This window comes from Cohaesibacter marisflavi (genome assembly GCF_900115225.1).
In the GTDB taxonomy this organism is placed as follows: domain Bacteria; phylum Pseudomonadota; class Alphaproteobacteria; order Rhizobiales; family Cohaesibacteraceae; genus Cohaesibacter; species Cohaesibacter marisflavi.
The window spans coordinates 744,198-769,667 of record NZ_FOVR01000001.1; the positions used below are offsets into that span (position 1 = coordinate 744,198).

Sequence of the window (25,470 nt, forward strand, 5' to 3'; positions counted from 1 at the left end):
AAGAAAACGCCATTATGTCGAAAAAATCTACTGATCCTGTACTGGCCCCGCGCGCCCCAGTGATCTCCCTGCCAATAAATGTCGCTCGGTTGAAAAGCCTTGGCGAAATGGTCAAGGGATCCGCCGACGCAGAAGCCCTCAATGAATTGCGCACCCGTCTCGGTATTCTGGCCGTCAATGCCTTTTCTATTGAAGCAAAGGTTTCGCCATGGAAAAAGCGCGGAGTGCAGATCGAAGGGCACGTGCGCGGAGAGGTGGAGCAGTCCTGTGTCGTGACGCTGGCGCCTGTCGTGGAGCAGATCGACGAACCTTTCAGAATCACGCTGGTGCCCAAAGGCTCGGAATTTGCCAAACGCGCGATTGAAAATGCCACAATGAGCGAAATGGTGATTGATCCGGAAGGGGAAGACCCGCCAGAAGAGTTCGAAGGTGAGGAAATCGACGTCGGCGAATATGCCGAGGAGTTTTTTGCTCTGAGTCTTGACGACTATCCTCGTGCGCCCGGTGTCGAATTTTCCGGGCATATAGAGGACAAAGCCGCCTTTGATGGATCTGAAAACCCCTTCGCTGCTCTGGCTGTTCTCAAAGAACCTAAGCCAAAAGACGAGTAGAGCGGGCTTGATGAGGGCGATTTCCAAATAATGCGGTTGTTTCTTGGCAGAATTTGGATATTGTCCCAACAACAATAATAGTCGAGCCAAACTCTGTAGTCGCTTATTGGGCTGGACCAAATCCGGTTACAAATTAACAGACTGGATGAAGAAGAAGGCGGGATAGAGATATCTGTAATGTCTGAAGTCATTAACATTTCGCTGGATGTCATGGGCGGGGACAATGGTCCTGCTGTCATCCTTGAAGGTGCAGACCTTGCATTGGTACGTCATCCTGACGTGCGCTATCATCTTTATGGTGATCAGGAAATTATGGAAAGTTTGCTGGATGATTATCCTCGCGTAAAGCAAGCAAGCACGCTGCATCATTGTGAAGTCGTTATTCAGATGGACGAACGCCCCAGTCAGGCTTTGCGCCGCGGACGTGGCAAATCCAGCATGTGGCGGTCAATCGAGGCCGCGCGGGATAACCAGTCTCAGGTTTGCATTTCTGCCGGCAACACCGGTGCTCTGATGGCAATGTCCAAATTCTGTCTGCGCACCATGGCCGATATCGAGCGGCCGGCCATTGCGGCCATCTGGCCCACATTGCGCGGCGAAAGCGTCGTTCTGGATGTGGGGGCCACGATTGGCGCCGATGCTCAGCAGCTGGTGGATTTTGCCCTTTTGGGTGGCGCCATGGCCCGCGCTTTGTTCGGTATCGAACAGCCAACCATCGGTTTGCTCAATATCGGCGAAGAAGATGTCAAAGGCCTTGATGAAGTCAAGGAAGCTGGCCGCATGCTGCGCGATTTCGAATTCCCGCAATTCAAATATAAAGGCTTTGTTGAAGGCAACGACCTTGGTACCGGCGCAGTGGATGTGGTGGTGACCGAGGGCTTTGCTGGCAATATTGCCCTGAAAACTGCAGAAGGCACTGCCAAGCAGCTGGCTGAATATTTGCATTCCGCCATGAGCCGTACTCTGATGGCCAAGATCGGCTATCTGTTTGCCCGCTCCGCTTTTCAGCGCTTGCGTGAGAAAATGGACCCGCGCAAAGTCAACGGCGGCGTATTTCTCGGCCTCAATGGCATTGTCATCAAGAGCCACGGGGGGACGGATGGTGAAGGCTTCGCCTCAGCCATCAGCCTTGGCTATGACATGGTCAAAAATGGTTTGACCGAAAAAATCGAACAGGATCTGTCTGTTTATCACAAGAACCGAGTAGTGCCTGACGAGGAGAACGCATAAGTGAGCGTCACAAGGTCTGTTATCGTAGGATCCGGATCCTATCTGCCCAAGAAAATCGTAACCAATGAAGATCTGGCCAAGTTCGTTGATACGTCTGACGAATGGATTCGGCAAAGGACAGGCATTGAACAGCGCCACATCGCTGAAGAGGGGGAGTTTACCTCTGAGCTGGGCTACAAGGCCGCTATAGAAGCGATCAAGAGCGCCGGTATCGATGCGCAAGAAATTGACTTGATCATCTGTGCAACGGCCACTCCGGATAATACTTTCCCGGCAACATCGGTTGCGATCCAGAATATGCTGGAGATCCATCATGGTGCCGCTTTTGATCTGCAGGCCGTGTGTTCGGGTTTCGTCTTTGCACTATCGACCGCCGACATGTATCTGCGCTGTGGCAAAGCCAAAACGGCTCTGGTGATCGGTGCCGAAACTTTCTCTCGCATTCTCGACTTTGAAGATCGCACGACCTGCGTGCTCTTTGGTGACGGCGCTGGCGCCGTCATTCTCAAAGCCGAAGAAGGGGAAGGCGAAATTTCTGATCGCGGCATTCTGACCAGCCATCTGCGCTCTGATGGTCGTCACAAGGAAAAGCTCTTTGTTGATGGTGGACCATCGACCACTCAGACCACCGGTCACTTGCGCATGGAAGGCAAGGAAGTCTTCAAACATGCGGTTGGCATGATCACGGACGTCATCACTGATGCGTTCAAGGCAACCGGTATGACCGCTGATGATCTGGACTGGTTCGTGCCTCATCAGGCAAACAAGCGTATTATTGATGCCAGTGCCCGTAAACTGAATATCGCGCCGGAAAAGGTCGTGATGACAGTTAATCTTCATGGCAATACGTCAGCTGCCTCCATTCCTCTGGCGCTTGATACCGCAGCCAAGGATGGCCGCCTCAAAAAGGGGGATGTGATCTTGCTCGAAGCAATGGGCGGAGGCTTTACCTGGGGCTCTGTCCTGCTGCGCTGGTAGTCTGCTTTTGTTTCAACGGATCGGCGCAACATTCACCAATTGGGCGGATTTTGCGCTGAGTTCGTATTTTTGACAATGCTTTGCTTGTTTTTGCTAAAAGTGTCAGCGCTTTACTATGCGACAACACCTTATTAGCGATTTTTCCAACAACTAGACTATGTTAGGGGCGTTTTTTTGTAGATAGCTTTGATAATAAGTTGCTTCAAAGGGCCTTTGACTTATGATTCTGTATGAGTGGCATTCAACGCGCATATGATTGTTTTGATTTATTCGGCAAATGAGAAAATTAATGCGCAGTCTTACAGTTGACGGAAGTCAATTACGGAAATACCCTGCTTCAACGGTATGAGTCATATAGATCTTTTCAGAGAGAGGTTTGCGACATGGGGGGCAAAACGGTAACGCGCGCAGATTTGTGCGAAGCGGTCTATCAGAAGGTAGGACTGTCGCGCACGGAATCTGCAGAGCTTGTCGAGATGGTACTGGATGAAATGAGCAATTGCCTTGTTGAAGGACAACAGGTCAAGCTTTCTTCTTTCGGAACCTTTTTCGTAAGAGATAAGAACGAGCGCATCGGTCGTAATCCGAAAACCGGACAGGAAGTTCCGATTTCTCCTCGGCGCGTGATGGTGTTCAAACCATCCAACGTTCTGAAAAAGAAAATCAACGACTCTTTGGCTCCTGAGGCATCTTAAAAAGATCGCTTTCTCGTGCGAGCTGGTGTGTAGCTGATAAAATCGTCTCGGCAAATGGCTGATGGAAACAGGCTCGAGTCTTATATGCACTCGGGCCCGGCTGTTTTATGCTTTTCGGCATATCGAGGCGAAATGTGTGACAGGTGGATGTCTTGCGGAAGAGTGCTGACGCTTTCAGAACAATTAGCGAGGTCGCTCAGGATCTCGATTTGCCTCAGCATGTCTTGCGTTTTTGGGAAACGCGCTTTTCCCAGATAAAGCCTATGAAACGCGGTGGTGGTCGCCGCTATTATCGCCCCGACGACATTGACCTGCTTCGTGGTATCCGTCATCTGCTTTATGATGAGGGCTATACCATTAAAGGCGTGCAGAAGATCCTGAAAGAGCAGGGGGTGCGCCACGTTATCGACACGGTCGACGCCGCCGCGGAAGAAGCTCAAACTTCTCAAGCAACCACAGAACAGCAAGCTGCAAACCCTGCAGAAACTGGCTCTCCGGAACCTACCGCTCAGCCGCAAAATCGGGTGCCCACGCAAGCGCCTCAACAAGCGCCCCAGCAAGTACTAAAGCCGGATGTCTATCCTGCGCAGGATATGTATCAGCCGCCGCATCCTGCAACTCAAGTGCCACTGCAAAATCAGCCACCAGCAGCCTCTAGCAAACCCCAGCCGATTGCTCATCCTATTGATCATGCTCAGGCCATGCAGCCTCAGCAATCGGCTCAGGCGATTGATCGGGCTACGGCGGGAGGGTATCAGGCAACTCCAGAAGCGTTGGCTAGGAACAATTTGGGCGATGTAAATTCTGATGTTACCGGAAGCGAGCATACTGCAGCAGGTCCCCGTGTGGCCGCGCCCCATCCATCTCAGATGCCGCAGGCGGCAAAAATGGTGCCTCGTAGCGAAAGGGGCGTCACCCCTGACCCCGCACCCGCACCAGGAGCCGCTGCCTATAGCAACCCCGCTCCTCAAGGTGCGCAAGGCCGTCAAGGCCAAGGCCGCGTTGCGCCGCACTCCATGCCAAGCTCCGCGCCACGGCAGACTTCAGCGCACGGACAGGACATTCCACACATGCAACCAGTCGCGGCTCCAGAAGACAGAACCGTCGGTCGCCAGCCTGTTGCGCCAGCCATGGCTCCTGGGGTGAATGCTCAAGAAGACAATCAGCCTTTGCCGCCAGATCTTCGTTCTGGCGATCCTCAATTTTTGCAAGGTGGGAGGAGCGCCAGTCTCTCAGTAGAGGAAGCGCGTTTAAGGGCATTGCAAGAAGAGCAGAAGTCGGGCTTCTTTTCGCGCTTCATGGGGGGGCGTTCAGAGGCAAGTGATCAAGAACTGGCTGCTATGACACAGCAATCCTTATCCCGAGACGAAATAAGACGCTTGCAATCAACGCTCTTTGAGCTGCTGGAGTGCAAACGGATCTTGGATCAGGCATTGTCAGACTGATCTGATTATGCTCGCAAAATTGTAATTTTAGGAAAGTCTAACGCAGTGCGTCCATCAGCTCTTGCGAGGCACTGGCTACCGACTTTGTGGCCAAAGCGCTGGCGTTGAATGCCGCCTCTGTTTCTATCAACTCTACAAGACGCGCCGGATCCAGCTCTGGTGCTGCTGACACCGGTGCTATGGACTCTTCTGGTCTGACTTGCCGACTCGTCGGCGTCGCCGGTTGAGCTGCGTTATCAGCAACAGGATTGGCTATCCCGTATGCGATATCCTCAAGACGGTCAGAAGCGGCAAGCATGCCGGCAGTTGATATGTTCAAAGCTGGAATCATAACGTGATTATATCTGTCAGCTTTTAATGTAGTGCTACTTGAAAAGCTAAAATTGTAACGAGTTTTGCGTGTGGCTGTATGCTAGATAAAAAAATGGCCCCACCATCCGACAGGGCCATCAAATACGTCATGCACGGTCAGTGGTCACGACGTTCTGGTGTAATCATGCAACAAATTCGGTCGACAACATTTTATCACTCTCTCACGTTCTGTTAACAAGCGTAGCAGAAGAGGTGAGTGATTCCTCTGTGTCAGTTATGGAGATTTCTATAAAGGCCGTATTGCATGAATATGACAATCAGTTGCCCTGCAATAAGGACTGAATACCAAACATCAGCAAAGCCGCGGTATGAAAGCCGACGGGGCTTATTGCTGCATTCAAAAAGCAGATAGAATTATCGTTTGGGAAATACTGTGGGGAAGGATAATTGGTCGGAGCGATAGGATTCGAACCTACGACCCCTTCACCCCCAGCGAAGTGCGCTACCAGGCTGCGCTACGCTCCGACAAGAGGCTTTATAATGGCTCTGTCATCATCTTGCAATGTTTGAGATCGCCAGATGCACATTATCCTCAAGCTTTCGAGAAAAAGAGCGTTCACAAAATATGTCTTAAGGGTAAGAAAGCGGATAAAGCGCTGATTTACCGATAGATTAGTTTGTTGCCGTTGGCACTGGTGAGGGCGCCAACCTGTCTTGTGTCCTAATAGGCGCCCTCTTGATTGAACAGCTTGAGGGGCGTGACAGCCAGAATGTAGAGATCAAGGGCAAGAGACCAGTTCTCGATATAATAGATGTCATGCTCGACGCGTTGCTTGAGCTTTTCATCGTCATCGATTTCCCCGCGCCAGCCATGGATCTGTGCCCAGCCTGTAATGCCGGGCTTGACCTTATGGCGCGCCATGTATCCATCGGCCACTTCCTCAAACAGGCGTTCATTGGTTTGTTGCCGTGGCACATGAGGGCGAGGGCCCACCAAAGACAATGATCCAAGAATCACATTGAACAATTGTGGCAACTCATCAATGGAGGTCTTCCGAATGAAACGCCCTACCTTGGTAACGCGGCTATCATTCTTGGTTACAGATTTCTGTGCGTTCTGATCACTCTGTGAATGGTAGAGGGAGCGGAACTTGAAAATCACGACCTCTTCATTGTTGAATCCGAGGCGCTTTTGGCGAAAAATGATGGGGCCTTCGCTGTCCAGCTTGATGGCGATGGCCGTGCCAATCAAAATCGGAGAAAGAAGGGCAATCGAAATTCCGGCGATCACTACATCGCTCACTCTTTTCAGAAGGCCGCCCCAGTTGGCTATGGGTTTGGCGAATACCGGAACCGTAGGCAGATTGCCCACATAGGAGTAGGTGCGCCGGCGAAACTGCATCTTGTTCATATGGGCGCTAAGATGGATATCAAGCGGCAATATCCAGAGTTTGTGCAACATCTGCAAAACGCGCTTCTCGGCAGAAACCGGAATGGTAACGATTAACATGTCGATTTTGCAAAGGCGCGAAAACTCGACAAGATCGTCCACCGTACCAAGTTTCGGATAACCGGCAACTATGGGGGGCGAACGCTCATCATCCCGATCATCAAAAATACCGCAGATGCGGATATCGTTATTTTCCTGCGTTTCCAGTGAGGTAATGATCTCAGCAGCTGGATCCCCCCCGCCAACGATCACCGCACGGCGTTCCAATCGTCCATCCTGTTGCCATATGCGCACAAGTAGGGACTCAACCGCACGCATCACTGACACGGTCGCGATGCCTGAAATGAACCAGACACCCAGCCAGCCACGATTGGCGTCGATGGGAGTTTCCGAGAGGTAGAAAATAAGAAGGAACAACACAATCACCATCGTCCACGCACCGATGGTTCGGCCAATTTGGGGCGCCAGATGATTCATATCGAGAATGGAATAGCCATCAACCGAAAGCAGAAACAGGCTAAACATGATTGCGCCTGCCACTGAGAGCAGTACAGGAAAACTCATGCCAGCGACAATCGCACCGCCCATCATAGAGGTCGATATGATGCCGAGAAGAGCCAGAACGACAAAATCTGCTAGCTGAAACAGACCACGAACGATTCCTGGTGCGTAAGTGGTTTCAGAGAACTCGGCAGCCACTTCGCGAGCCAGATCCGTAATATGAGCATCTTTGTTCTTGTCGACAATTGGCTCATTGGCATCTAGTACGGCGCGTGAAGTGAAGGCTGTCCTCGGATCAAGAGGCTGCATTCTGGGTCACCCACATTTAAAATTATTGTCCCAACCAAGGATATAGCAAACAAAGTCTGACTAAGTTTTAATGGTTGAACCGAGAAAAACTTTGCCAGTTGGTTTTGGATATTATCGTTAAAGAAGTGCTTTATAGCAAATGAAACCTAGAAGTATAACGCAACTTTAAGGCTGGAATTAAAAATCAGAAGATGCGCTCTCGAATGTAAATTGTATCTCCCGGGCGAACAGGGGACGTCAGGCGCACATGTCCAGTCAGGATCTTTCCGTTCAATTGGCGGGTAATGTCGACATAACGCTGCTGGGCTCTTGGCGTGAAGCCGCCTGCGATGGCGATCGCGGTCTGTACTGTCATGCCACTCACATAGGAATACTGACCAGCAGAATTGACTTCGCCCATGATGAAAAAGGGTCGATACTGCGCGATTTCTACCGAAACGTCGGGGTTGCGTACATAGCCGTTGGCGAGCTTGCCTGCGATGATCTTGGCGAGTTCACTGGTTTGCTTTCCGCGAGCCGCCACATTGCCGATGAGTGGGATGGAAACATAGCCAGCCTGATCGACAAGATATTCTTTATTGAGATCTTCCTGATTGAACACGGTTACGCGTATCCGGTCGCCGGCATCAAGCTCATATGGCCCGACGAGGGATTTATGAAATGCATCACCGGCGGGCCGATAGCTTGAACAGCTACTGACCGTCAGGGCTATAACCAGAATGACCAAAAAACGAAACATGGTTCGACTCGCTTGACTAACTCGGTTTTATTCAAATGTTGTTATGGTTAATGTCGCGTAAATTTCCGGTAATTGTGCCCGATGTTTATGCGCGCCAGCTCAGATTGCATCAAGGGAAAAGGTAAAACGTCTCTCGTTAATAAAGTGGTTACTATAATTTGTCCCAATAGGCTCAGCATAAGGGGGCTGATATGGCGATGGAATGTGAGAACCGCATTGGCGATAAAAGAGCAGGGAGCAACGCCCGCAAATCTATTGCGGCATTGAGATTATCTCCACGGGTCTTTTTACGATTGACGCTGGCTTCCCTCGCCATTGGAGCGGTTTTATTCGCCTATAAAGCTTACCAGCCTGAAGAATACCAGTCCGAAGCGCGCATTCTGCTGCTGGCGCCACAAGAACAGTATTTCCCCTCTGTGGTCGATTCTGCATCTCTTTATAAGGGAACGGACAGCCAAACCGAATTGGCTGACAAGCTGATTAGAGATCTGAAAAGCCCACAAATTTTGTCGACCATCGTCGATCAATTGCATCTGACCGAAGACAAGAGCTTTGCTGCCAGTGGAACATTGCAGACACTCGGGATGATGCTTCGTGTTGGCTCTTTCTCGGTTTCTGCCAGAGAGGCCGTTATAGACCGTGTTCAACAGTCTCTTAGTGTCGAGCGTTTGGCCCCTAGACGTGTAATTACAATTTCCATGAAAGCGCCAAGAGCCGACGCCGCTGCCAAAATCGCCAACAGCCTTGCTGAAGCCTATATTGATTTGCTCTCGAAAAAGCGTCATCAGGAACTCAATGTTTCAATTGATAAGCTGAACGGACAGATCGAGGCCCTGTCGTCCCGTTTGAAACAAACCGGAAAGAGTGAGGGGGAGCAAAAGGCAAATGCCGGTGATTTGTCCAGCATGGAGCAAAAGGGTCGCAAACAGATGGTCGAGCGGCTTCGTGTGAGGCAGGCCGAGCTGAAAACCCTGTCTACGCTCGATTTGCTGCCCCCCGCGGCGCGCGTTCTGGTCAGGGCGACAACAGCCTACACACCTGTTTCAAAGGCAGCCTTCCTTTGGGCTCTATTTGGGGCTGCTACGGTGTTTCTGTTTGGCTTGATAGGAAGCGCTGTCTTCTCACGCTTTAAAAAGAATACGGAAAGAGGTTCGGCCCGTTTGGCTGATGGGGCTGACTTACCACAAGAAATCCGTCTGTCATTTCCGGCCCCAGCCGATTTGCCCATTATGCCAAGCGCTGACATCCACATGGTTCAGACAAGGCAAGTTGCCAATAAGCTTGATACCTTGTCAGTAGAGCAGGGGACCGGCCGCCGCGCAGCCATCATCTTCGATCTGGTTGCTGAACAGCTCAGTGATGTCACCCACGCACGCATCGTTCTGATGGCGCAGGATCAAGCCTGGGGAGCGAGGGGATCGGCTCTGGCCAATCGACTGGTTAAAGAACGCTCCGTTGCTTATGTCGATCTGATATCCGCTCAGTCGCAAGCAATCGACGGCGACGGGCCGAAGGCTTGCGGGATTGCCGATCTACTGGATGGCAATGGCAGTTTTTCAGATTTTATCGATGAAGAATGGACCGGGAAGGCAAAATGCATCCATGCGGGTAGTCGTACTCTCAATCGCAGTGATTTGCTCTCTTCGGAGTTTCATGCGCTGCTAATTGCACTTGAGGCTGCTTATGACATCGTCATGCTCGACTTGGGAACTGCGTGCGAAGATGTCAGTATTCTTCGCGGTTTTGCGTCTGTTCCCGATGCACTAGCCTTTGTTATCGTGCCCGAAATCGCCGAAAGCGAAGTTGCCCAGCTGCATGAGGCCGTTGGACATCTTGGCTTCGCTGACAGCCTCATCGTGACGGATCTTGAGTTTAGCGATAGCGATGACAATGCAGATGAGCCGGATAATTTGTTGCAAGCGGCTGAATAGCGTGTTGGTTCAGCCATAGGCCTCTTACATGCCGGTTTTTAGACCTGTTTTTCCATCCAGCGTATGATCAACCCTGCGGGCACAATCCAGATAAGGCCGGTAATCAGGAAAAACAGGATTTGAGCGAGGGGCGTGGCGTTGGCGACAACTGCCGCGCCAATGGTCATGCCAACTGCGGCATAGAGAATAACCCAGGCAACAAGCATGATCATGCCGAAGAATTTCCGAGTGCGTTGGCTCATGGTTGCTCCATTGGTCTGCGGTTTTGTGTCCTAATAGCTTAGCAATTGGTCCGTGAAAAGCAAAAAAGCCATCTCCTTGATCCGACTATGGAATTAGAACGGCCCTTATCTTGGTAGAGAAGCGCAAATTTCAAACAGTTTAGCCCTCAGTTGCCTTGACCCGACGTGCGCAAGCAGAGATGCTTATGTCTCGAGGTGGACTATCTAGAGAGAATTGAGGCATCCGATGGTGAGGAATGAAGCGGCTTTGGAAAGCGCAATCTATTATGTCGACAAGGAGGAAGACAAGGCCAGCAGATCTCGGCATATGGTGCGGTTCTGGCTCTATTGTGTCGCCTTTCTCGTTTTCCTTATGGTCGTGGTGGGCGGTATTACTCGTCTCACAGACTCGGGGCTTTCCATTACCGAATGGAAACCCATCCATGGCGCCATCCCGCCCATGTCAGTTGAAGAATGGAACGAGGAGTTTCTCAAATATCAGCAGATTCCTGAATATGAGCATGTTAACAAGGGAATGACGCTGGATGATTTCAAGAATATTTTCTGGTGGGAATGGGGGCATCGCCAGCTGGGGCGCTTTATCGGCGTGGCTTTTTTTGTTCCCATGCTCTATTTCTGGCTTTCCGGAAGGGTGACCGCATCACTTAAGCCACGGTTGCTCGTGTTGCTTGGCTTGGGCGGATTGCAGGGCTTTGTCGGCTGGTGGATGGTTGCGTCAGGGCTGGTGGATCGCGTCGACGTCAGCCAATATCGTCTCGCTACCCATCTGATCCTCGCATCAATCATATTCTTTGCGCTGTTATGGGTCGCACGCGGCTATAGAACCGGACAGAAGATGCCCGAATGTGTCAGTGCGGATCGTCACGTCTGGTTGATGGGGATATTGACCGTCTGCATCATGGTGCAGATCTTTCTTGGCGCGCTGGTGGCAGGCACTCATGCAGGCTTGATTTACAACACATGGCCATTGATGGATGGCGGTATCATACCCGAGAAGATCTATGACACGGGGTCCGTCTGGCATTCCATATTTGAGGATCATGCCACCATCCAGTTCAATCACCGCATGATGGCCTATCTGGTCGCTGTGATATGTCTCTTGCTATGGTTCCGTCTCAGGCGCGATCCCTTCAAAGGCGACATAATGCTGCCAGTCAACATTCTTGCGGTTCTGCTGGCATTTCAGGTTATCATCGGCATCACCACCTTGCTGTTTGCCGTGCCTTTCTCTCTTGCCTTGTTACATCAGGCCGGAGCAATGCTTGTATTGGGGTCTGCGACCCTTGTAATGCGCGATTTATACGATAATGCCCGGAAATATTGACCCGATCAAAGCATTGGCTGTGAAATGAACGGGCGGCAGCACTGGCGCCCTTCTTTACGGAGTGCCATCCGTTTCAGGCTTGGGTGAGGGCGCTTCCGGTGCGTCCTCCTTGTCCTCTTCCTTTGGCGCCACCAGTTCCGGCGTAGGCTCCAACTGGTCCCATTTGGTCAGCGCATTCTGGTTGAATGACCAGCGATAATAGAGCGCCATGAATAGCCCGAAGATGGTGCCCGCAACAAGCGCAGCGCCGATGGCCATGAAGGGTGTCAGTTTTTGGCTTTGCCAGAGAATGAACCACATGATCGCGCCCCAGAGCACGGCAAAAGGGGCTCCGGTGGTGATTATATTCATGCCGATACTGTTATAGTGTGGCGGCTTTATTCTGACACCACGGCCGCGCAAAAACCGATGCAGCGGCGGCGCATAGTTTCCTTCCACAATGGTTGTGCGTTTCAGTTCAGCAATGGCGAGTGTGTAACGTTCATCAAAATTCATTCGTCTGACCTAGCAATGGATATATTCCAAATATCAAACCTATGCACACCTCTTGAGGCTGGCAAGGACTATCAGAGAGGATAAACGGGTTGATATGGTCAGAGCATGGCGGACACAAAAAAGGCCGGGACTGTCCCGGCCTTTCGAGATGATTTCAATTCACATTCAAGCCATTGCCTGTTCGAGATCGGCGATGATGTCTTTTACATCTTCAATGCCGATTGACAGGCGGACTGTATCCGGAGCCGCACCCGCTGCGGTCTTCTGCTCATCGGTCAACTGACTGTGAGTGGTCGATGCCGGGTGGATGGCTAGAGAACGCGTATCGCCGATATTGGCAACATGGCTGAGCAGTTTGAGGCTGGTGATGAACTTCACACCTGCATCATAGCCGCCCTTGAGGCCGAATGTGAAGACGGACCCTGCACCCTTTGGCAGATATTTCTCTTGTGCAGCCTTATGCGGGCTGGACTCAAGACCTGCATAGGAAACCCAGCTCACCTTGTCGTTGCTCTCAAGCCATTTGGCGACGGTGAGAGCGTTTTCGCAGTGGCGATCCATGCGCAGGGGCAGGGTTTCAACACCAGTCAGGATCTGGAAGGCGTTGAATGGCGACAGGGTCGGGCCCAGATCGCGCAAACCAAGAGCGCGGCAGGTGATGGCGAAAGCCATCGGGCCAAAGGATTCGTAGAAATTGACGCCGTTATATTCCGCGCGCGGGGTGTTGACCATCGGGAACTTGTGAGACTGCGACCAGTCGAAGTTACCGCCATCGACGATCATCCCGCCCATGGAGTTACCGTGACCACCAATGAATTTGGTCATGGAGTGCAGAACAATGTTGGCACCATGTTCAATAGGCCGGCACAGATAAGGAGTTGCCATCGTGTTATCAACAATCAGCGGAATGCCGGCATCCTTGGCGACTTTGGCAAAGCCCTCGATATCGCAGATCACCCCACCAGGGTTGGCGAGGCTTTCGATATAAATGGCTTTGGTCTTTTCATCAATCAGGCCGCGCGCTGCTTCCGGATCAAGTGCATCAGACCATTTGGCATGCCAGTCAAAACTTTTGAAGGTGTGGTTGAACTGGTTGAACGTACCGCCATAGAGCTTGTTGGCAGCGACAATGTTGTCACCTGGTCCCATCAGGGAATGGAATGTAACAAACTGCGCTGCATGGCCCGAAGCAACGGCAACACCCGCTGAGCCGCCTTCCAGCGCAGCGATGCGTTCATCAAGCACAGCGGTCGTCGGGTTGGTCAGACGCGTATAAATATTGCCGAATTCCTTCAGCGCAAACAGATTGGCTGCATGCTCGGTATCGCGAAACTGATAGGATGTCGTCTGGTAGATCGGCGTGGTGCGTGCGCCAGTGGTCGGGTCGGCGTCAGCGCCAGCGTGAATGGCAAGAGTGGAAAAGCCGAGGGCTGTTTCTTCGCTCATAATCGTCCTCTTCATAAATCAGTGCAGAGCGTGCGGGCTTATCTCGCGACGTGCTTTGCCAATAAAAAGTCAATGTATCTTCAAGATTGAAGTGTGTGGCAACTCTAGACCAGCACAACCCGCCGCGCCATTTGAAAGTGGAAAATATCGTTTTAAATTTTGCTCGATTGTTGAACGAGGTTTCTAATGATGGCGGTAAAAATGAAATATGAAAGGGAACCAATCAGGGATTTTATATGCTTGATTTTATTTGCTAATTTGTAGTTGAGCTGTCCGACCTTCCGCCGGGCGTCAAAATGTGCGGCGAGTGCGTAAAATTGAGCGCACAAATAGGAAGAGCGACAGATTGCTCCGTCGCTCAAATTCAATTATCGCAGTTCATGTGCTGGCTAATTGAACATCACGCTTGGATGTTCAATTTTCGGGCAGCGATCCATGACCACCTTGAGCCCGGCATCCTCTGCTCGCTTGGCAGCCGCGGCGTTGAACACATTGAGTTGCATCCAGACTACCTTGGCTCCAACGGCAATGGCTTCATCCGTTACTCCGCCTGCTGCCTCGGAATTGCGGAACACATCCACCATGTCGATCGGGCCGTCTATATCGGAAAGACGGGCGACCACGCGTTGGCCCAGAATTTCCTGACCTTCCTTGCCCGGATTAACCGGAATTACGTCATAGTCATGATCAAGCAGAAAGCTCATAACCCGATAGCTGGCACGTTCCGGTTTGTCGCTGGCGCCAACTAGGGCGATGCGCTTGACCGAAGAGAGGATGTCCTTGAGATAGTCTGCGGTATAGTCGCTATGGTCCATGGAATGCTCCTATTTAAGGCTGGGCCAGTCGGGCTTTCGCTTTTCAATAAAGGCATTGACGCCTTCTATCGCATCATCTGCGAGCAGATTATTCGTCATCACATCCGTCGCGAGTGTATAGGCATCGGCCAGGGGCATTTCGTCTTGCCGATAGACAGCTTGCTTGCCAAAGGTCAGGGCTTCGGCAGATTTGCCTGCAATCTCTATCGCATATTTGTCGACGACGATCCGCAAATAGTCCTTCGGTACAACGCGATTGACAATGCCATAGGCTTTGGCGGTGTGGGCGTCGATCATTTCACCCGTCACCAGAAGCTCCATTGCCTGTTTGCGTGGAACAGAGCGGGTGAGGGCAACCCCAGGACCGGTGCAGAATAATCCGATATTAATGCCCGGCGTACCGAAATCGGCTTCGTTGACAGTGATGGCTAGGTCGCAACTGGCAACCAGCTGGCAGCCAGCCGCTGTGGCGGTGCCCTGGATTTCTGCGATGACGATTTTTGAGACTGTCTGGATTTTCTGCATCAACGCTGAGCAGTCCGTGAAAATCCGGCTGAAAAAGGCTTCGCCTTTATCCGCATCATTACGATGGGAATTAAGTTCTTTGAGATCGTGTCCGGCGGAGTATACCGGTCCGTTGGCGGCAAGAACGATGACACGTGTTTGAGTGTCGGAGTCTGCTTCATCAAGCGCTGCGCTCAATGCAGCGATCATCTCTTCCGAAAGCGCATTGCGGCTTTTGGGACGATTCATGATCAGGCGTCGCACAGGGCCGACCTGTTCGGTCAATAGCGCATCTTCCTGATTGGTGGCTCCTGTGGTCATTTTGGCCTCCCGGGACTCACTTGATTTTATTTGCTTCTGCGACCATGCCCGCTATTTGAACAGCAAGTCAAGCTTGGCCGGTATGCGTCGTCTTTTGCGCGAAACTGACAATTGGATGAAGTGGCCCTTAGAAGGCGTATAACCGGCAAGCGAGGGTCAATAGAGCGCATAGCTGGCAGATTGGAGGCTTTAAAGGCTATGACGAACTATTTGAGAATTTACAGGAATTCTCAGATTCGGAATAATGAAGGCGTAACGCAATGGTCAGCGAGGAGGTACGTTATGGAAAGCAAATATGCATGCGAAGCCCTCAAGAATCACGATGTCCTCAAAATCAACTATCATGGCTATGACAGAAATGTTGAGGTTCATGCTGTTGGCAAAACCTTGCGCGGCAATGAACTGATGTATGTCTATCAGACATCCGGAGGATCGCGTACTGGCGACTTGGGCTGGAAGCGCATGAAGGTGGCCGACGCCAAATTTGTCGGAACCATCAATGGCGCCGCCAAAACACCCCGGCCAGACTATCACCATGAAGATACTGGCTTGCATGACACGGTTTGCACGCTGTAGGCAAACAGGCCATCTTGGCCCAACGCTGCATGCAGTTAAGGTGTAATCGACAAACCGCCCGCAATTGGCTTTGTTGGGCGGTTTTATTTGGACAGTCATTGGTGAAAGGGCGGCCAAGGTGAAAAGCGGACCTTGGGTGCCAAAAATAGATGTATTTTTTGTGGTAATTATATACCGCAAAAATATCGCATTGTTTTTATTAATGAATTTTAAACAAATTGGCTTGACAAAAACAAGGGTTGCTATAAAAGGAGCGCCAGACATTGCGGCGGCCTGAGAACGGTCGCCGTTTCACGTTGTCACATGACACCGAAATACGGAAGTGCAATGAAAACTTTTTCTGCAAATCCTTCCAACATCGAAAAGAAATGGATTCTGATCGATGCGGAAGACCTGGTGCTTGGTCGCCTTGCAGCGCTGATCGCAATGCGTCTGCGCGGCAAGCACAAAGCAACCTTCACCCCGCATATGGATTGCGGTGATAATGTTATCGTAATCAACGCCGAGAAGGTTAAGCTGACCGGCCGTAAATACGAAAACAAAAAATACTACTGGCACACCGGTCATCCGGGCGGCATCAAAGAGCGTACCGCTCGCCAGATCATCGAGGGGAAATTCCCTGAGCGTGTGATCCAGAAAGCCGTGCAGCGCATGCTGCCAGGCGGCCCGCTGTCTCGCGTACAGCTGTCTAACCTGCGTGTTTATGCAGGAGCAGCACATCCCCATGAAGCCCAGTCTCCAGAAGTGCTGGATGTTAAGGCACTGAGCGCCAAGAATGTGAGGGTCAATAAATGAGCGATACAGTACAGTCTCTTGAAGACCTCGGCTCCGCTGTTGGCGTAGAAGCTGAAGAAACCGCTCCGGTTCATGTCCAGAAGCTCGACGCTCATGGCCGTGCCTATGCTACCGGTAAACGTAAAGACGCAGTTGCTCGTGTTTGGGTTAAACCAGGCTCTGGCAAAATCACCGTAAACAAAAAAGACTTCAACGTCTATTTTGGTCGTCCGGTTCTGCAGATGGTTCTCAAGCAGCCAATCGTTGCTGCTGACCGTGATGGTCAGTATGACATCATCTGCACCGTTTCCGGTGGTGGTCTGTCCGGTCAGGCTGGCGCTATCCGCCACGGCATCTCCAAGGCTCTGACCTACTACGAACCAGAGCTTCGCGGTGTCCTGAAAAAAGGTGGCTTCCTTACTCGCGACTCCCGTGTTGTTGAACGTAAGAAATACGGTCGTGCAAAAGCTCGCCGTTCCTTCCAGTTCTCCAAACGCTAATACCGCGTTTCGCTTTGCTATTCGAAAAGGCCCGCTTCGAGCGGGCCTTTTTTGTATTGGATGCGTGAAGGGCGATCAGAAGGGCAATGTCGACTTTTGCTAGAATCCTCTCTGAAGCCAGATAAAGAAAAAGCGCAAAGACAAACCAGACTTTGCGCTTCCTCTCATGGATTGGACTTGTAGACAGGCGGGCGGGCTTCCCCTAGAGCGTCGGGAAACTTGGGCGTTTGATGATTTCGTTGATCAGGGTAATCGCTGCCGCAATGCCGCCAATGGTGAAAACAACACTCAGCATGGAAGCGACTGAGCTGCCAAGCAGTGCAACGTCATAATTGTCGTGTTGGCTGGCAAAGGTCATCAGGCCGACGATCCCGTGGGCTGCTCCGCTTCCCGGAATCATCGGAATGCAGCCAGCGATGGCGAGCATGCTGCCCCCGGTAGGCACATAGACCGGCAATAGATACAGCAGGCGCACATAGACCGTAACGGCCGCTGCAGCCATCGTGGAGGACATGGCCAATCCCCATTGCGCATCCAGTCCCAATGTGCGCACAGCAAGGGCTATGCCGCCGCCAATTGCCGTCCAGCCAACGGTCCGCCAACTGAAGTTGAACAGAATACCGAATCCTGCAGCGGCAATGCCACCAAACAGGATATGATGCACAATACCGTGGTTGAGCAACTGGTCATAGGCACCGAACCGCATGAGAATATAGCGGGAGAGGGCGACGCCTACCGTCAGAAAAATGAGAACCATGAAGACTGTCAGTGCGCGCGCGCTCCCCAGCGTTGGCGAGCCTTCCATGATGTCGGTTTGCGCATTCATTGACGGAACGCCGGGGACGAGCAACAGCACCGAAGAAAACATCGCCATCTCTGGTGTTACGCTGCCAACCAGCTGCGATATCAGGCCACCAATTGCCGAAGACACAAAGGCGACGATCGTGACCATGGCAAACACATTCTGCTTGTTAAGCACCATGAAATGCCGGATCGTCTGGCCGATGAAGCCCGCAAACCAAATGGGCAGAAACGCCGTCGCGTCTGTTCCGAGTAATTGACCAAAGGAAGCGCAGGCAAGGCCGGTGGCAAGTGCAACAGTCACCCAATGATGCTTGGGAGTCTTTTTCCTCAGTCCCGCCACTTCCTCAACAATTGCCTCGGGCGTAAGAGAACCCTGTGAGGCGCGCACGGCGAGGGCGCGGGCAGCGTTGTTGAGTTGAAGGTTGACGCCATGATGGCCCACTTGCAACAGCCGTGAGATGGTGTTTCCAACATCGCCGCCATCACGGACCGTCAGGCTGATGGAGGCATACCCGATACGCACCGCTATGGTTTCTGCGCCCAGCCCCTTGACCACCATTTCGATGCCGTTGCGCACAACCTCGGCCTTGGCGCCTGATTCCATGAGCATGCAGCCGACATTGAGCGCTGCCATGGCAATTTTTTCCAGATGCCGGTGTCTGAGCCGAATATGGTCTTGTGAGGAGGGGCTGTCGATCATGTCTGGTCTCTGCTTGGTGCCTGTTGCAATAAATGTGTTTGGCCACTCTGGCAAAGCTTAATCGATCAGAGCCGGGTGAATGCCGCGAGCCAAACCCAACGGTTAATTGGGCATATAATAGAAATTTGAATTCGAATGCTGTCTGTGTTCTCGTATTGTATCACATGCTGGACCTTTGCGAGGACGGCCACTGACTAACCCATCAAGGCATGAAAATGCACCGGGATAGTTGCTTCAGCAGACCACTCAAAATTGCATGGCTCGACTTTGCAGGGATGCTATTTACAAAAGGTAATGGAAGACAGACCGTCGCCCCCAATAACGCAATAGCATCACGGGGGCGATTTCTCCTGGCGGAATGGGTGTTCCGTCTGGAATAACCCGGCTTTGTGGGTCTGGTGGGGTCCGGGTTATTTCAAGACTGGAGAACCAGTCTTGAATGGGGTTTTTCGGCTATTAGCGCCGGACTTGTGGTGCAAAAAGAGTGGCAGGGCACAAGGCCCTAGATCGTCTCACCTCGCTTGAATTTGATACCATAGAAGATCGCAAACAACACAGGTACCACGATCAATGTCAGAACCGTTGCAGTTGCCAAACCGAACATGATGGTGACGGCGAGAGAATTGAAAAAGATGTCTGTAACCAACGGGATAAGGCCAAGAACGGTTGTGAGCGCCGCCATGGTCACAGGGCGCAGGCGCGAAACGGCAGCACGCGTTATTGCGTCATGGATGCTGATTTCGTCCTCTTCGTTTAGTCGCTTGATCTCCTCAATCAGCACAATGCCATTTTTCAGCAACATACCCGAGAGGGAGAGGAAACCGATGAGGGCGGTGAAACTGAAAGGCAGATTGAAGATCAAGAGGCCTGCAGTTACCCCGATAATGGCAAGGGGTACAGTGAGCCACACCACGAGCGTCTGCTTGAATGAATTAAAGAGCATGACAGTGATGGCAAACATCACCAGCACGCCTAATGGTACATTGGCAAAGACAGCGCTGGTTGCCTTGGATTGGTTTTCATATTCACCACCCCATGTCAGCTCATAGCCTTGGGGCATTTCAATGGCTTCCACTTTACCATCCATACGATCAAAAAGATCAAGGCTGGACGTCTCCGAGTATGGATCTGCATCTGCCCAAACCTGAATGGTGCGCTTGCGGTTGCGGCGCATGACAAGCGGATCTTCCCAGTCCAGATCGATTGAATGGACCACCTGATCAATGCTTACATATTTTTGCAGCACCGAGCTGTAAACCTGAATATCCCCAAGCTGATCAACGCTGTTGCGTTCATTAAGCGGCGGGCGCAAGACAACAGGCAGGATGTCTGAACCATTGCGCACCTGAGCAATGGGCAAGCCATGAACATTCAAGAGGATTGCGCGGTCTATGTCCGCCTTGGTAATGCCCAGACGGCGCGCCTCGGCTTCTGCAAATTGAGGTCGCAGAACCTTGGTGCGCTCCTGCCAGTCTTGCCGGATATTGATGGCGTCCGGGTCAGAGCGATAGACATTGATGACCTTGCTCGCCAATTCGCGCAAGACCGCAGGATCAGAGCCTGTTATGCGTGCCTCGATTTTAGACCCCGCTGCCGTTCCCAGTTCAAAGCGTCCCGTTTTGACGAAGGCATAAGGGGCGTTTTCCTTCAAGGTCTTGTCGACCCAACGGCGCAGATCGGGCAGCTCCTCAAAATTCTTCACTTCGATAATGAATTGGCCATAGTTGGCATAGGTGCGTTCCGCCCTGTAGGTCAGCATGAAACGCTCTGCGCCGCCACCAATGGTGGTGGTTACCTGTTTGATCTTGTCATTCTTCTGCAAAATCCCTTCAAGACGATCCATGTCTTTGATCGTTGCGCGGATATCTGACCCTTGCGGCAACCAGTAGTCCACCGTGAGCATGGGGAGTTTGGATGTCGGGAAGAAAGAATGCCCGACAAATCCGAATCCATAGATCGCGGCGGCCATACAGCCGACCATGACGGCCATGGTGCCCCATCGCCAACGCAAGGATAAAAGGAGGAAGGATTTATAGATCTGGTAGATAAAGCCTTTGTAAGGATCAATCTCTTCGCGCTCACCATTCTCGTTGCTTTCTTGGCGAACCTTGGTCTCCGAAAACATGACGGACGCAAGGAACGGCGTAAGCGTCATGGCCAGAATCCAAGAGATGGTGAGCGATATCATCAGCACCCAGAAAAGGGAGCCTGCATATTCTCCCGTCTTATCTGGCGAAAGCCCGATCGGGGCAAAGGCGACGATGGAAATGGCTGTGGCACCAAACAGGGGCCAAACGGTTTGAGTGACAATCCGGTGAGACGCCTTGACCTTGCTAAGGCCCTGCTTGAGCCCGACGAGAATGCCGTCTGTAATGACAATGGCGTTATCTACCAGCATGCCGAGGGCGAGGATCATTGAGCCAAGAGACACGCGATGCAACGGCATACCGATCAGCTCCATGACCATCAGGGTGCCGCAGATGGTCAAGAGCAGGATCGCGCTCATCAGAATGCCGGACCGCAACCCCATCGTCACGAGAAGAACAACGATAACGATGACAATCGACATGCCCAGATTGACCAGGAAGTCATCAATGGATGTCGTCACCTGTTGCGGCTGATTGTAGATCATATGAAGGTCGACGCCCAGAGGCTGGCTGTTTTCCAGCTCTTTAAGCCTTTGGGAAACATTGTCGCCAACTTCCGTCACATTCACCCCTTCGGCAAACGAAATGCCGATCGTCATGGCCGGACTGCCATTGAAACGGTAAACATGAGACGGCGGGTCGGCATAGTCGACCTTCACATCTGCAATGTCTGAGAGATAGACAACATCGTCTCCGGCCTGTCCCAGAAGGATATCCTTCATTTGATCCACGGTGCTGTAGTCGCCGGTCGAACTGATGCGGATATATTCGCTACCGACTTTAATGCTCCCTGCATTGGTGACCACATTCTGGTTTTGTAAAAGGGCCTGAAGCGAGGCAACCGAGAGATTGTGTGCCGCGAGCTTGGACCTGCTGATCTCCAGAATGATCTGTTTCTGCAAGGTGCCGCCGATGACAACCTTGCCCACACCATCAACCAACACCAGCTCGCGCCGCAGGAAGTCGACATAGTCGCTCAGCTCCTGATGGCTATATCCATCACCGGTCACAGCCATATAGATGCCATAGACATCGCCGAAATCATCGTTGATGACAGGGGGGTAGGAGCCCGTTGGCAAGTCAGCACTCATATCGTTGATTTTACGCCGCATTTCATCCCAGATTTGCTTCAGTGCGGCGTCCCGATATTTGTCCTTCATTTCAACGGTCACCTGACTAAGGCCCGCAGATGAGATGGAGGTGATATGATCGACATAAGGCAACTGTTGCAGGGCCGTTTCGATCGGCAGCGTTATTTCCTCTTCTACTTCATACGAAGACGCGCCGGGATAGGCCGTTGCAATAACGGCTTCCTTGATCGTGAATTCAGGGTCTTCAAGGCGCCCAAGATGCATATAGGCATAAATTCCCCCAGCGAGAAGCAGGATGGTCATCATCCAACTGACAACCTTATTCTTGATGGCGTAGTCTGTGAGTGTCATTACTCTCGTCCTGCAAACAATGCGCACGTCGGGAAATGGGCTTCCCCTCATACCTGCAAAAATTAGGCGTTCAGCCTGAACGGGGGCATGCGGCACACCCGTTCGCGTTCCGAAAAGGAGAGGGGCTTACAGCCCGCCTTCTTTCTTGAATTTTCTAACCTTCATGCCCTCGGAGACATAGGAGACACCAATAGCTATGACGCGGTCTCCGTCTTCAAGCCCTTCAGAGATGCGCAATTGTCCATCCTGAATGCCATAGACTTTGACTTCGCTCTTGTGGGCTTCGTTTTGATCGTTCAGCTTCCAGACCCAGCGCTTGCCATCTTCATCAAATACAGATTCGAGTGGCACCAGAACACCGCCATCATCACTATGGGCCAGCAGGCTCGCCAGATTGAGACTTGCTGTTACGCTCATGCCGGGAAAGACGGTCAGGTCATCGGGGCGTGGCATGGTGACAGTTACCTGATAGGAGCGGGTCACAGGATCAGGAATTGTATCGATTTCCTTGTAGGTCGCGGTAAAGTTCTTGCCCGGAAGGGCGTCAAACTCGATCTGCAGCGTTGGCTTCACCTCGAGCTTGCGAGGGTTGAACCGCAAAAACAGCTTTTCAGGAACATTGAATTCGACATCGATATTCTTGGTACCAAGGAACTGAGCAATCTGTGTGCCTGCCGCAATGGTTTGATAGCGCTCGACATATGTCTTGGCGACAAGGCCTTCGAAGGGCGCTTCAAGTCGGGTGTATTTCACATTGTCCCTTGCTGCCTTGAGGGCAGATCGTGCCGATTTGAAATTTGTCTCTGCGGAATCAAGCGTAGACTTGGCTACATGCTTCTGCTCGAAAAGCTTCTTTGTCCGCTCCAGATTGATCTTGGCCAGATCGAAAGCCGCTTGTCGTGAGTCAACCACTGTCCGATAAGGCTCATCATCAAGCCGGGCAATGAGCTCTCCCTTTTTCAAGGTCTGCCCGGCATGCACGGGAAAATCCTCGATCTGCCCGTCGACACGAAAGGAAAGGATCGCCTTGCGCGACGCCGTGGTCACACCTGGGAATGATTTGGGCAAACTAAGGGCAACACGCTGCGCTGTTGCAATCTTGGCCGGACGTGCGGAAGGATCTTCAGTGCCATTTTCATTGGCATCTGCAGAATTGAAGAAGGATTCATTACATCCGGATAGCAAAAGAGCCATCAGGCCAATCAGCATGAAGTGTTTTGACATGAGCCGAACCGAGAAAGTGTGAATGGCAACTTATTGCGCATTGATCGAGCGCGTTTGTTCGCAGTAAACATACATACGTGTATGAATAAATGTAAAGTAGAAATATTATGAGATACCTGCTATCTCCCCCGAGAAGGGAGGTGACATGATAAATATTCTATTGCTGGTGGATAAAGAGAGTGGCGAGAAAAACAAAAGCTGACAAGGAAAAGACCTATCAAGCCCTGATAGAAGCGGCAGCAGAGTTGTTCCGGAGCCAAGGCTTTACGGCGACGACATTAAATGAAATTGCAGAGAGGGCAGGGGTAACACGCGGGGCTTTCTACGGGCATTTCTCGAGTAAGTCTGAAGTCATTCAGGCAATTTGGGAAGAGCAGGCCTTGCCCTTCTTCGAGCCCATTAAGGATACCTTGCTCAATTTGCCCCAAGACAAACCTGCTGAGGCATTCCGCCAACAAATCAACAGCCTGCTTGAACTGTTCGAAGACAACAACATTGTTGGTCGCGCGTTCTTCATCATCATGCACAACATGGAGATATCGGATAAGGACAAGGAATTGGTCGAGTTCCTGTCTGATAAATACAAACTCTATGAGCAGGTGCTTTGCTGTGCCTATAAAAAGCTGGGCGAAGCGGGCAACTTGAAGCAAGGTGTTAATCCGGACCACGCCGCCATGGGCTTTCTCTATATTCTCATTGGCATGATAAATATGGCTCTGTTGCCTTTTGGCGACTTCGATTATGAGCGTGATGGATATCCGGTGTTTGAACACTATCTCAACAGCGTTCTGATGGATTAAGGCACTCCATTGATTAGAATTTTTCATAAGAGGAGCGGGGCGAGCTGAAGCTGCGCACAAATCGCATATTGTTCAAATGATTGATCAATCGAGAGAAAACGCAAAAGCGATTGTACCGTGCTCTTGTGCCTAGCAAGCCGGAAACTTTTCGAGGCTTATGTGGAAATGTCATTCTCATGACAAAATAGCCATTGATTCAACACCCCATGATCTTTAAACAGGTCCGCGGAGAGGTGGCCGAGTGGCTGAAGGCGCGCCCCTGCTAAGGGCGTAGGCGGGTAACTGTCTCGAGGGTTCGAATCCCTTCCTCTCCGCCATTTTTCCTTTTAAGTGATTGAAAATATTGTATCTTTTGGAATTGTGTAATTCCTTTACCCCTTTTTGTCCCCCTATAAAACAGCTGAATCTCCGGGCTTTGTGAGTAACCGCTCTTTCGAAGAGAAAAAGCCGCTTTCCCCGTTTAGCTCTCTGCTTTCGCGTAATAAGGCAGCGTTGGAGACAATTTCACTCCATCCGCAACGAACTGTGAGTGAAATACATGGCTTCTAGGCAGTGATGACAAAAGAGGGCAGCCAGAGCTTGACGGCCGCGAGGCATAGAAATCCCATGAAGGATATGGCCGTCTTGTCATAGCGGGTTGCGATGCGGCGGAATTGCTTGAGCCTGTTGAACATGCGCTCGATCCGGTTCCTCTGCCGATAGGCGTTGAAATTGCATTTGATCATCGGCCTTCGGCGGAATGACCGGGTTGACGCCCTTGAACAGCCGAGCCTCTCTGACGCTGTCGCCATCATACCCCTTGTCGGCGAGAAACCGTCTCGGCCTGGCAAGAGGCAGATCCAACAGCGGTTCGAACATCTTGTAGTCGGACACCTCGCCTCCTGTCAGCAGGAAGCCAAGAGGGCGGCCCTGACCGTCAGATCGTGCATGGATCTTGCTCGTAAAACCACCGCGCGATCGACCAAAACCCTCCTTGCGAGTCCCCCTTTTGCGCCAGCAGCCTGTGAATGGCCCCGGATGATCGTGCTGTCTGCCATATGTTGCCAGTCATCGGTCAGACCAAGCTTGTCAATAATCATTCAAAACTGACCCGCCTTCAGCATTTAAAATTGCCCCACCCTTTAGCTGTTTAACGCGGCCTTTTCAGACCGCGTT

21 protein-coding genes, 2 tRNA genes and 2 pseudogenes are annotated in these 25,470 nt (G+C 51.7%); 12 read left to right on the top strand and 13 right to left on the bottom strand.

The features are described from left to right. Positions 1-14 precede the first annotated feature (14 nt). The 5 genes and pseudogenes from BM258_RS03420 to BM258_RS03440 all read left to right on the top strand — a co-directional run. Positions 15-611 carry a YceD family protein gene (locus BM258_RS03420; protein ID WP_090068815.1) on the top strand — a complete coding sequence of 199 codons (597 nt, stop codon included), beginning with the start codon at positions 15-17 and terminating at the stop codon, positions 609-611. 177 nt (positions 612-788) lie between these two features. Next, positions 789-1,841, top strand: coding sequence for a phosphate acyltransferase PlsX (plsX, locus tag BM258_RS03425; protein ID WP_090068817.1), 1,053 nt, complete (start codon positions 789-791; stop codon positions 1,839-1,841). Continuing rightward, the gene (locus BM258_RS03430) at positions 1,842-2,819 is read left to right on the top strand and encodes a beta-ketoacyl-ACP synthase III (protein WP_090068819.1); all 978 of its coding nucleotides are present in this window, start codon (positions 1,842-1,844) and stop codon (positions 2,817-2,819) included. Positions 2,820-3,202: 383 nt separating this feature from the next. Continuing rightward, entirely contained in the window at positions 3,203-3,514 is a 312-nt protein-coding gene (locus BM258_RS03435) for an integration host factor subunit alpha (protein WP_090068821.1), read from the top strand. A 152-nt stretch (positions 3,515-3,666) separates the two neighbouring features. Beyond that, a pseudogene (locus tag BM258_RS03440) lies at positions 3,667-3,924 on the top strand (MerR family transcriptional regulator); the annotation flags it as partial. Between the two features lie 1,072 nt (positions 3,925-4,996). On the opposite strand, the gene BM258_RS03445 reads toward BM258_RS03440, so the two are convergent. The 4 genes from BM258_RS03445 to BM258_RS03460 form a co-directional block, all read right to left on the bottom strand. Next, on the bottom strand, positions 4,997-5,278 hold the full coding sequence (locus tag BM258_RS03445) for a hypothetical protein (RefSeq protein WP_139229191.1): 282 nt from the start codon (positions 5,276-5,278) through the stop codon (positions 4,997-4,999). A gap of 441 nt (positions 5,279-5,719) precedes the next feature. After that, positions 5,720-5,796: transfer RNA gene (locus BM258_RS03450), tRNA-Pro, on the bottom strand. Between the two features lie 196 nt (positions 5,797-5,992). Next, the gene (locus BM258_RS03455) at positions 5,993-7,531 is read right to left on the bottom strand and encodes an undecaprenyl-phosphate glucose phosphotransferase (protein WP_090068825.1); all 1,539 of its coding nucleotides are present in this window, start codon (positions 7,529-7,531) and stop codon (positions 5,993-5,995) included. A 184-nt stretch (positions 7,532-7,715) separates the two neighbouring features. Then, positions 7,716-8,270: a polysaccharide biosynthesis/export family protein gene (locus BM258_RS03460; RefSeq protein ID WP_090068827.1), complete on the bottom strand. Its 555-nt coding sequence runs from the start codon at positions 8,268-8,270 to the stop codon at positions 7,716-7,718. 191 nt (positions 8,271-8,461) lie between these two features. On the opposite strand from BM258_RS03460, the gene BM258_RS03465 reads away from it, so the two are divergent. After that, positions 8,462-10,201 (top strand): GumC domain-containing protein, encoded by a 1,740-nt coding sequence (locus BM258_RS03465; RefSeq protein WP_090068829.1) that lies wholly within the window; start codon positions 8,462-8,464, stop codon positions 10,199-10,201. Positions 10,202-10,239: 38 nt separating this feature from the next. Here the strand turns inward: BM258_RS03465 and BM258_RS03470 are convergent, their stop codons facing one another. Then, a complete protein-coding gene (locus BM258_RS03470; RefSeq protein ID WP_090068831.1) occupies positions 10,240-10,443 on the bottom strand; it encodes a DUF2842 domain-containing protein in 204 nt (67 codons plus the stop codon). A 226-nt stretch (positions 10,444-10,669) separates the two neighbouring features. Between BM258_RS03470 and BM258_RS03475 the strand changes: the two genes are divergently transcribed. After that, positions 10,670-11,767, top strand: a complete 1,098-nt coding sequence (locus BM258_RS03475; protein ID WP_090068833.1) for a COX15/CtaA family protein — start codon at positions 10,670-10,672, stop codon at positions 11,765-11,767. A gap of 54 nt (positions 11,768-11,821) precedes the next feature. On the opposite strand, the gene BM258_RS03480 is transcribed toward BM258_RS03475, so the two are convergent. From BM258_RS03480 to BM258_RS03495, 4 genes are all read right to left on the bottom strand, one after another. Then, on the bottom strand, positions 11,822-12,262 hold the full coding sequence (locus BM258_RS03480) for a DUF6404 family protein (protein WP_090068835.1): 441 nt from the start codon (positions 12,260-12,262) through the stop codon (positions 11,822-11,824). Positions 12,263-12,427: 165 nt separating this feature from the next. Then, a complete protein-coding gene (locus tag BM258_RS03485) occupies positions 12,428-13,708 on the bottom strand; it encodes an O-acetylhomoserine aminocarboxypropyltransferase (protein WP_090068837.1) in 1,281 nt (426 codons plus the stop codon). 389 nt (positions 13,709-14,097) lie between these two features. Further along, positions 14,098-14,523 (bottom strand): CoA-binding protein, encoded by a 426-nt coding sequence (locus BM258_RS03490; protein WP_090068838.1) that lies wholly within the window; start codon positions 14,521-14,523, stop codon positions 14,098-14,100. A gap of 9 nt (positions 14,524-14,532) precedes the next feature. Then, positions 14,533-15,348: an enoyl-CoA hydratase gene (locus BM258_RS03495; protein ID WP_090068840.1), complete on the bottom strand. Its 816-nt coding sequence runs from the start codon at positions 15,346-15,348 to the stop codon at positions 14,533-14,535. Positions 15,349-15,630: 282 nt separating this feature from the next. On the opposite strand from BM258_RS03495, the gene BM258_RS03500 reads away from it, so the two are divergent. The 3 genes from BM258_RS03500 (at position 15,631) to rpsI (ending at position 17,198) form a co-directional block, all read left to right on the top strand. Beyond that, entirely contained in the window at positions 15,631-15,924 is a 294-nt protein-coding gene (locus BM258_RS03500) for a hypothetical protein (RefSeq protein WP_090068842.1), read from the top strand. 327 nt (positions 15,925-16,251) lie between these two features. Then, entirely contained in the window at positions 16,252-16,719 is a 468-nt protein-coding gene (gene rplM / locus BM258_RS03510; RefSeq protein WP_090068846.1) for a 50S ribosomal protein L13, read from the top strand. Continuing rightward, a complete protein-coding gene (gene rpsI, locus BM258_RS03515; RefSeq protein ID WP_090068847.1) occupies positions 16,716-17,198 on the top strand; it encodes a 30S ribosomal protein S9 in 483 nt (160 codons plus the stop codon). The genes rplM and rpsI overlap by 4 nt, the downstream gene beginning before the upstream one ends. Positions 17,199-17,400: 202 nt before the next feature. Here rpsI and BM258_RS03520 read toward each other — a convergent pair whose 3' ends face one another. The 3 genes from BM258_RS03520 to BM258_RS03530 form a co-directional block, all read right to left on the bottom strand. Then, a complete protein-coding gene (locus BM258_RS03520) occupies positions 17,401-18,702 on the bottom strand; it encodes a threonine/serine exporter family protein (protein ID WP_090068850.1) in 1,302 nt (433 codons plus the stop codon). A 502-nt stretch (positions 18,703-19,204) separates the two neighbouring features. Continuing rightward, the gene (locus BM258_RS03525; RefSeq protein ID WP_090068852.1) at positions 19,205-22,291 is read right to left on the bottom strand and encodes an efflux RND transporter permease subunit; all 3,087 of its coding nucleotides are present in this window, start codon (positions 22,289-22,291) and stop codon (positions 19,205-19,207) included. Positions 22,292-22,417: 126 nt separating this feature from the next. Beyond that, positions 22,418-23,515 (bottom strand): efflux RND transporter periplasmic adaptor subunit, encoded by a 1,098-nt coding sequence (locus BM258_RS03530; protein ID WP_090068855.1) that lies wholly within the window; start codon positions 23,513-23,515, stop codon positions 22,418-22,420. A gap of 179 nt (positions 23,516-23,694) precedes the next feature. Between BM258_RS03530 and BM258_RS03535 the strand changes: the two genes are divergently transcribed. Both BM258_RS03535 and BM258_RS03540 read left to right on the top strand, forming a co-directional pair. Beyond that, complete coding sequence (locus tag BM258_RS03535) at positions 23,695-24,315, top strand: TetR family transcriptional regulator (RefSeq protein WP_175527897.1); 621 nt, start codon at positions 23,695-23,697, stop codon at positions 24,313-24,315. 227 nt (positions 24,316-24,542) lie between these two features. After that, positions 24,543-24,632: transfer RNA gene (locus BM258_RS03540), tRNA-Ser, on the top strand. 228 nt (positions 24,633-24,860) lie between these two features. Here BM258_RS03540 and BM258_RS25160 read toward each other — a convergent pair. Beyond that, positions 24,861-25,382 (bottom strand): annotated as a pseudogene (locus tag BM258_RS25160) (IS5 family transposase); the annotation flags it as partial. Positions 25,383-25,470 lie beyond the last annotated feature (88 nt).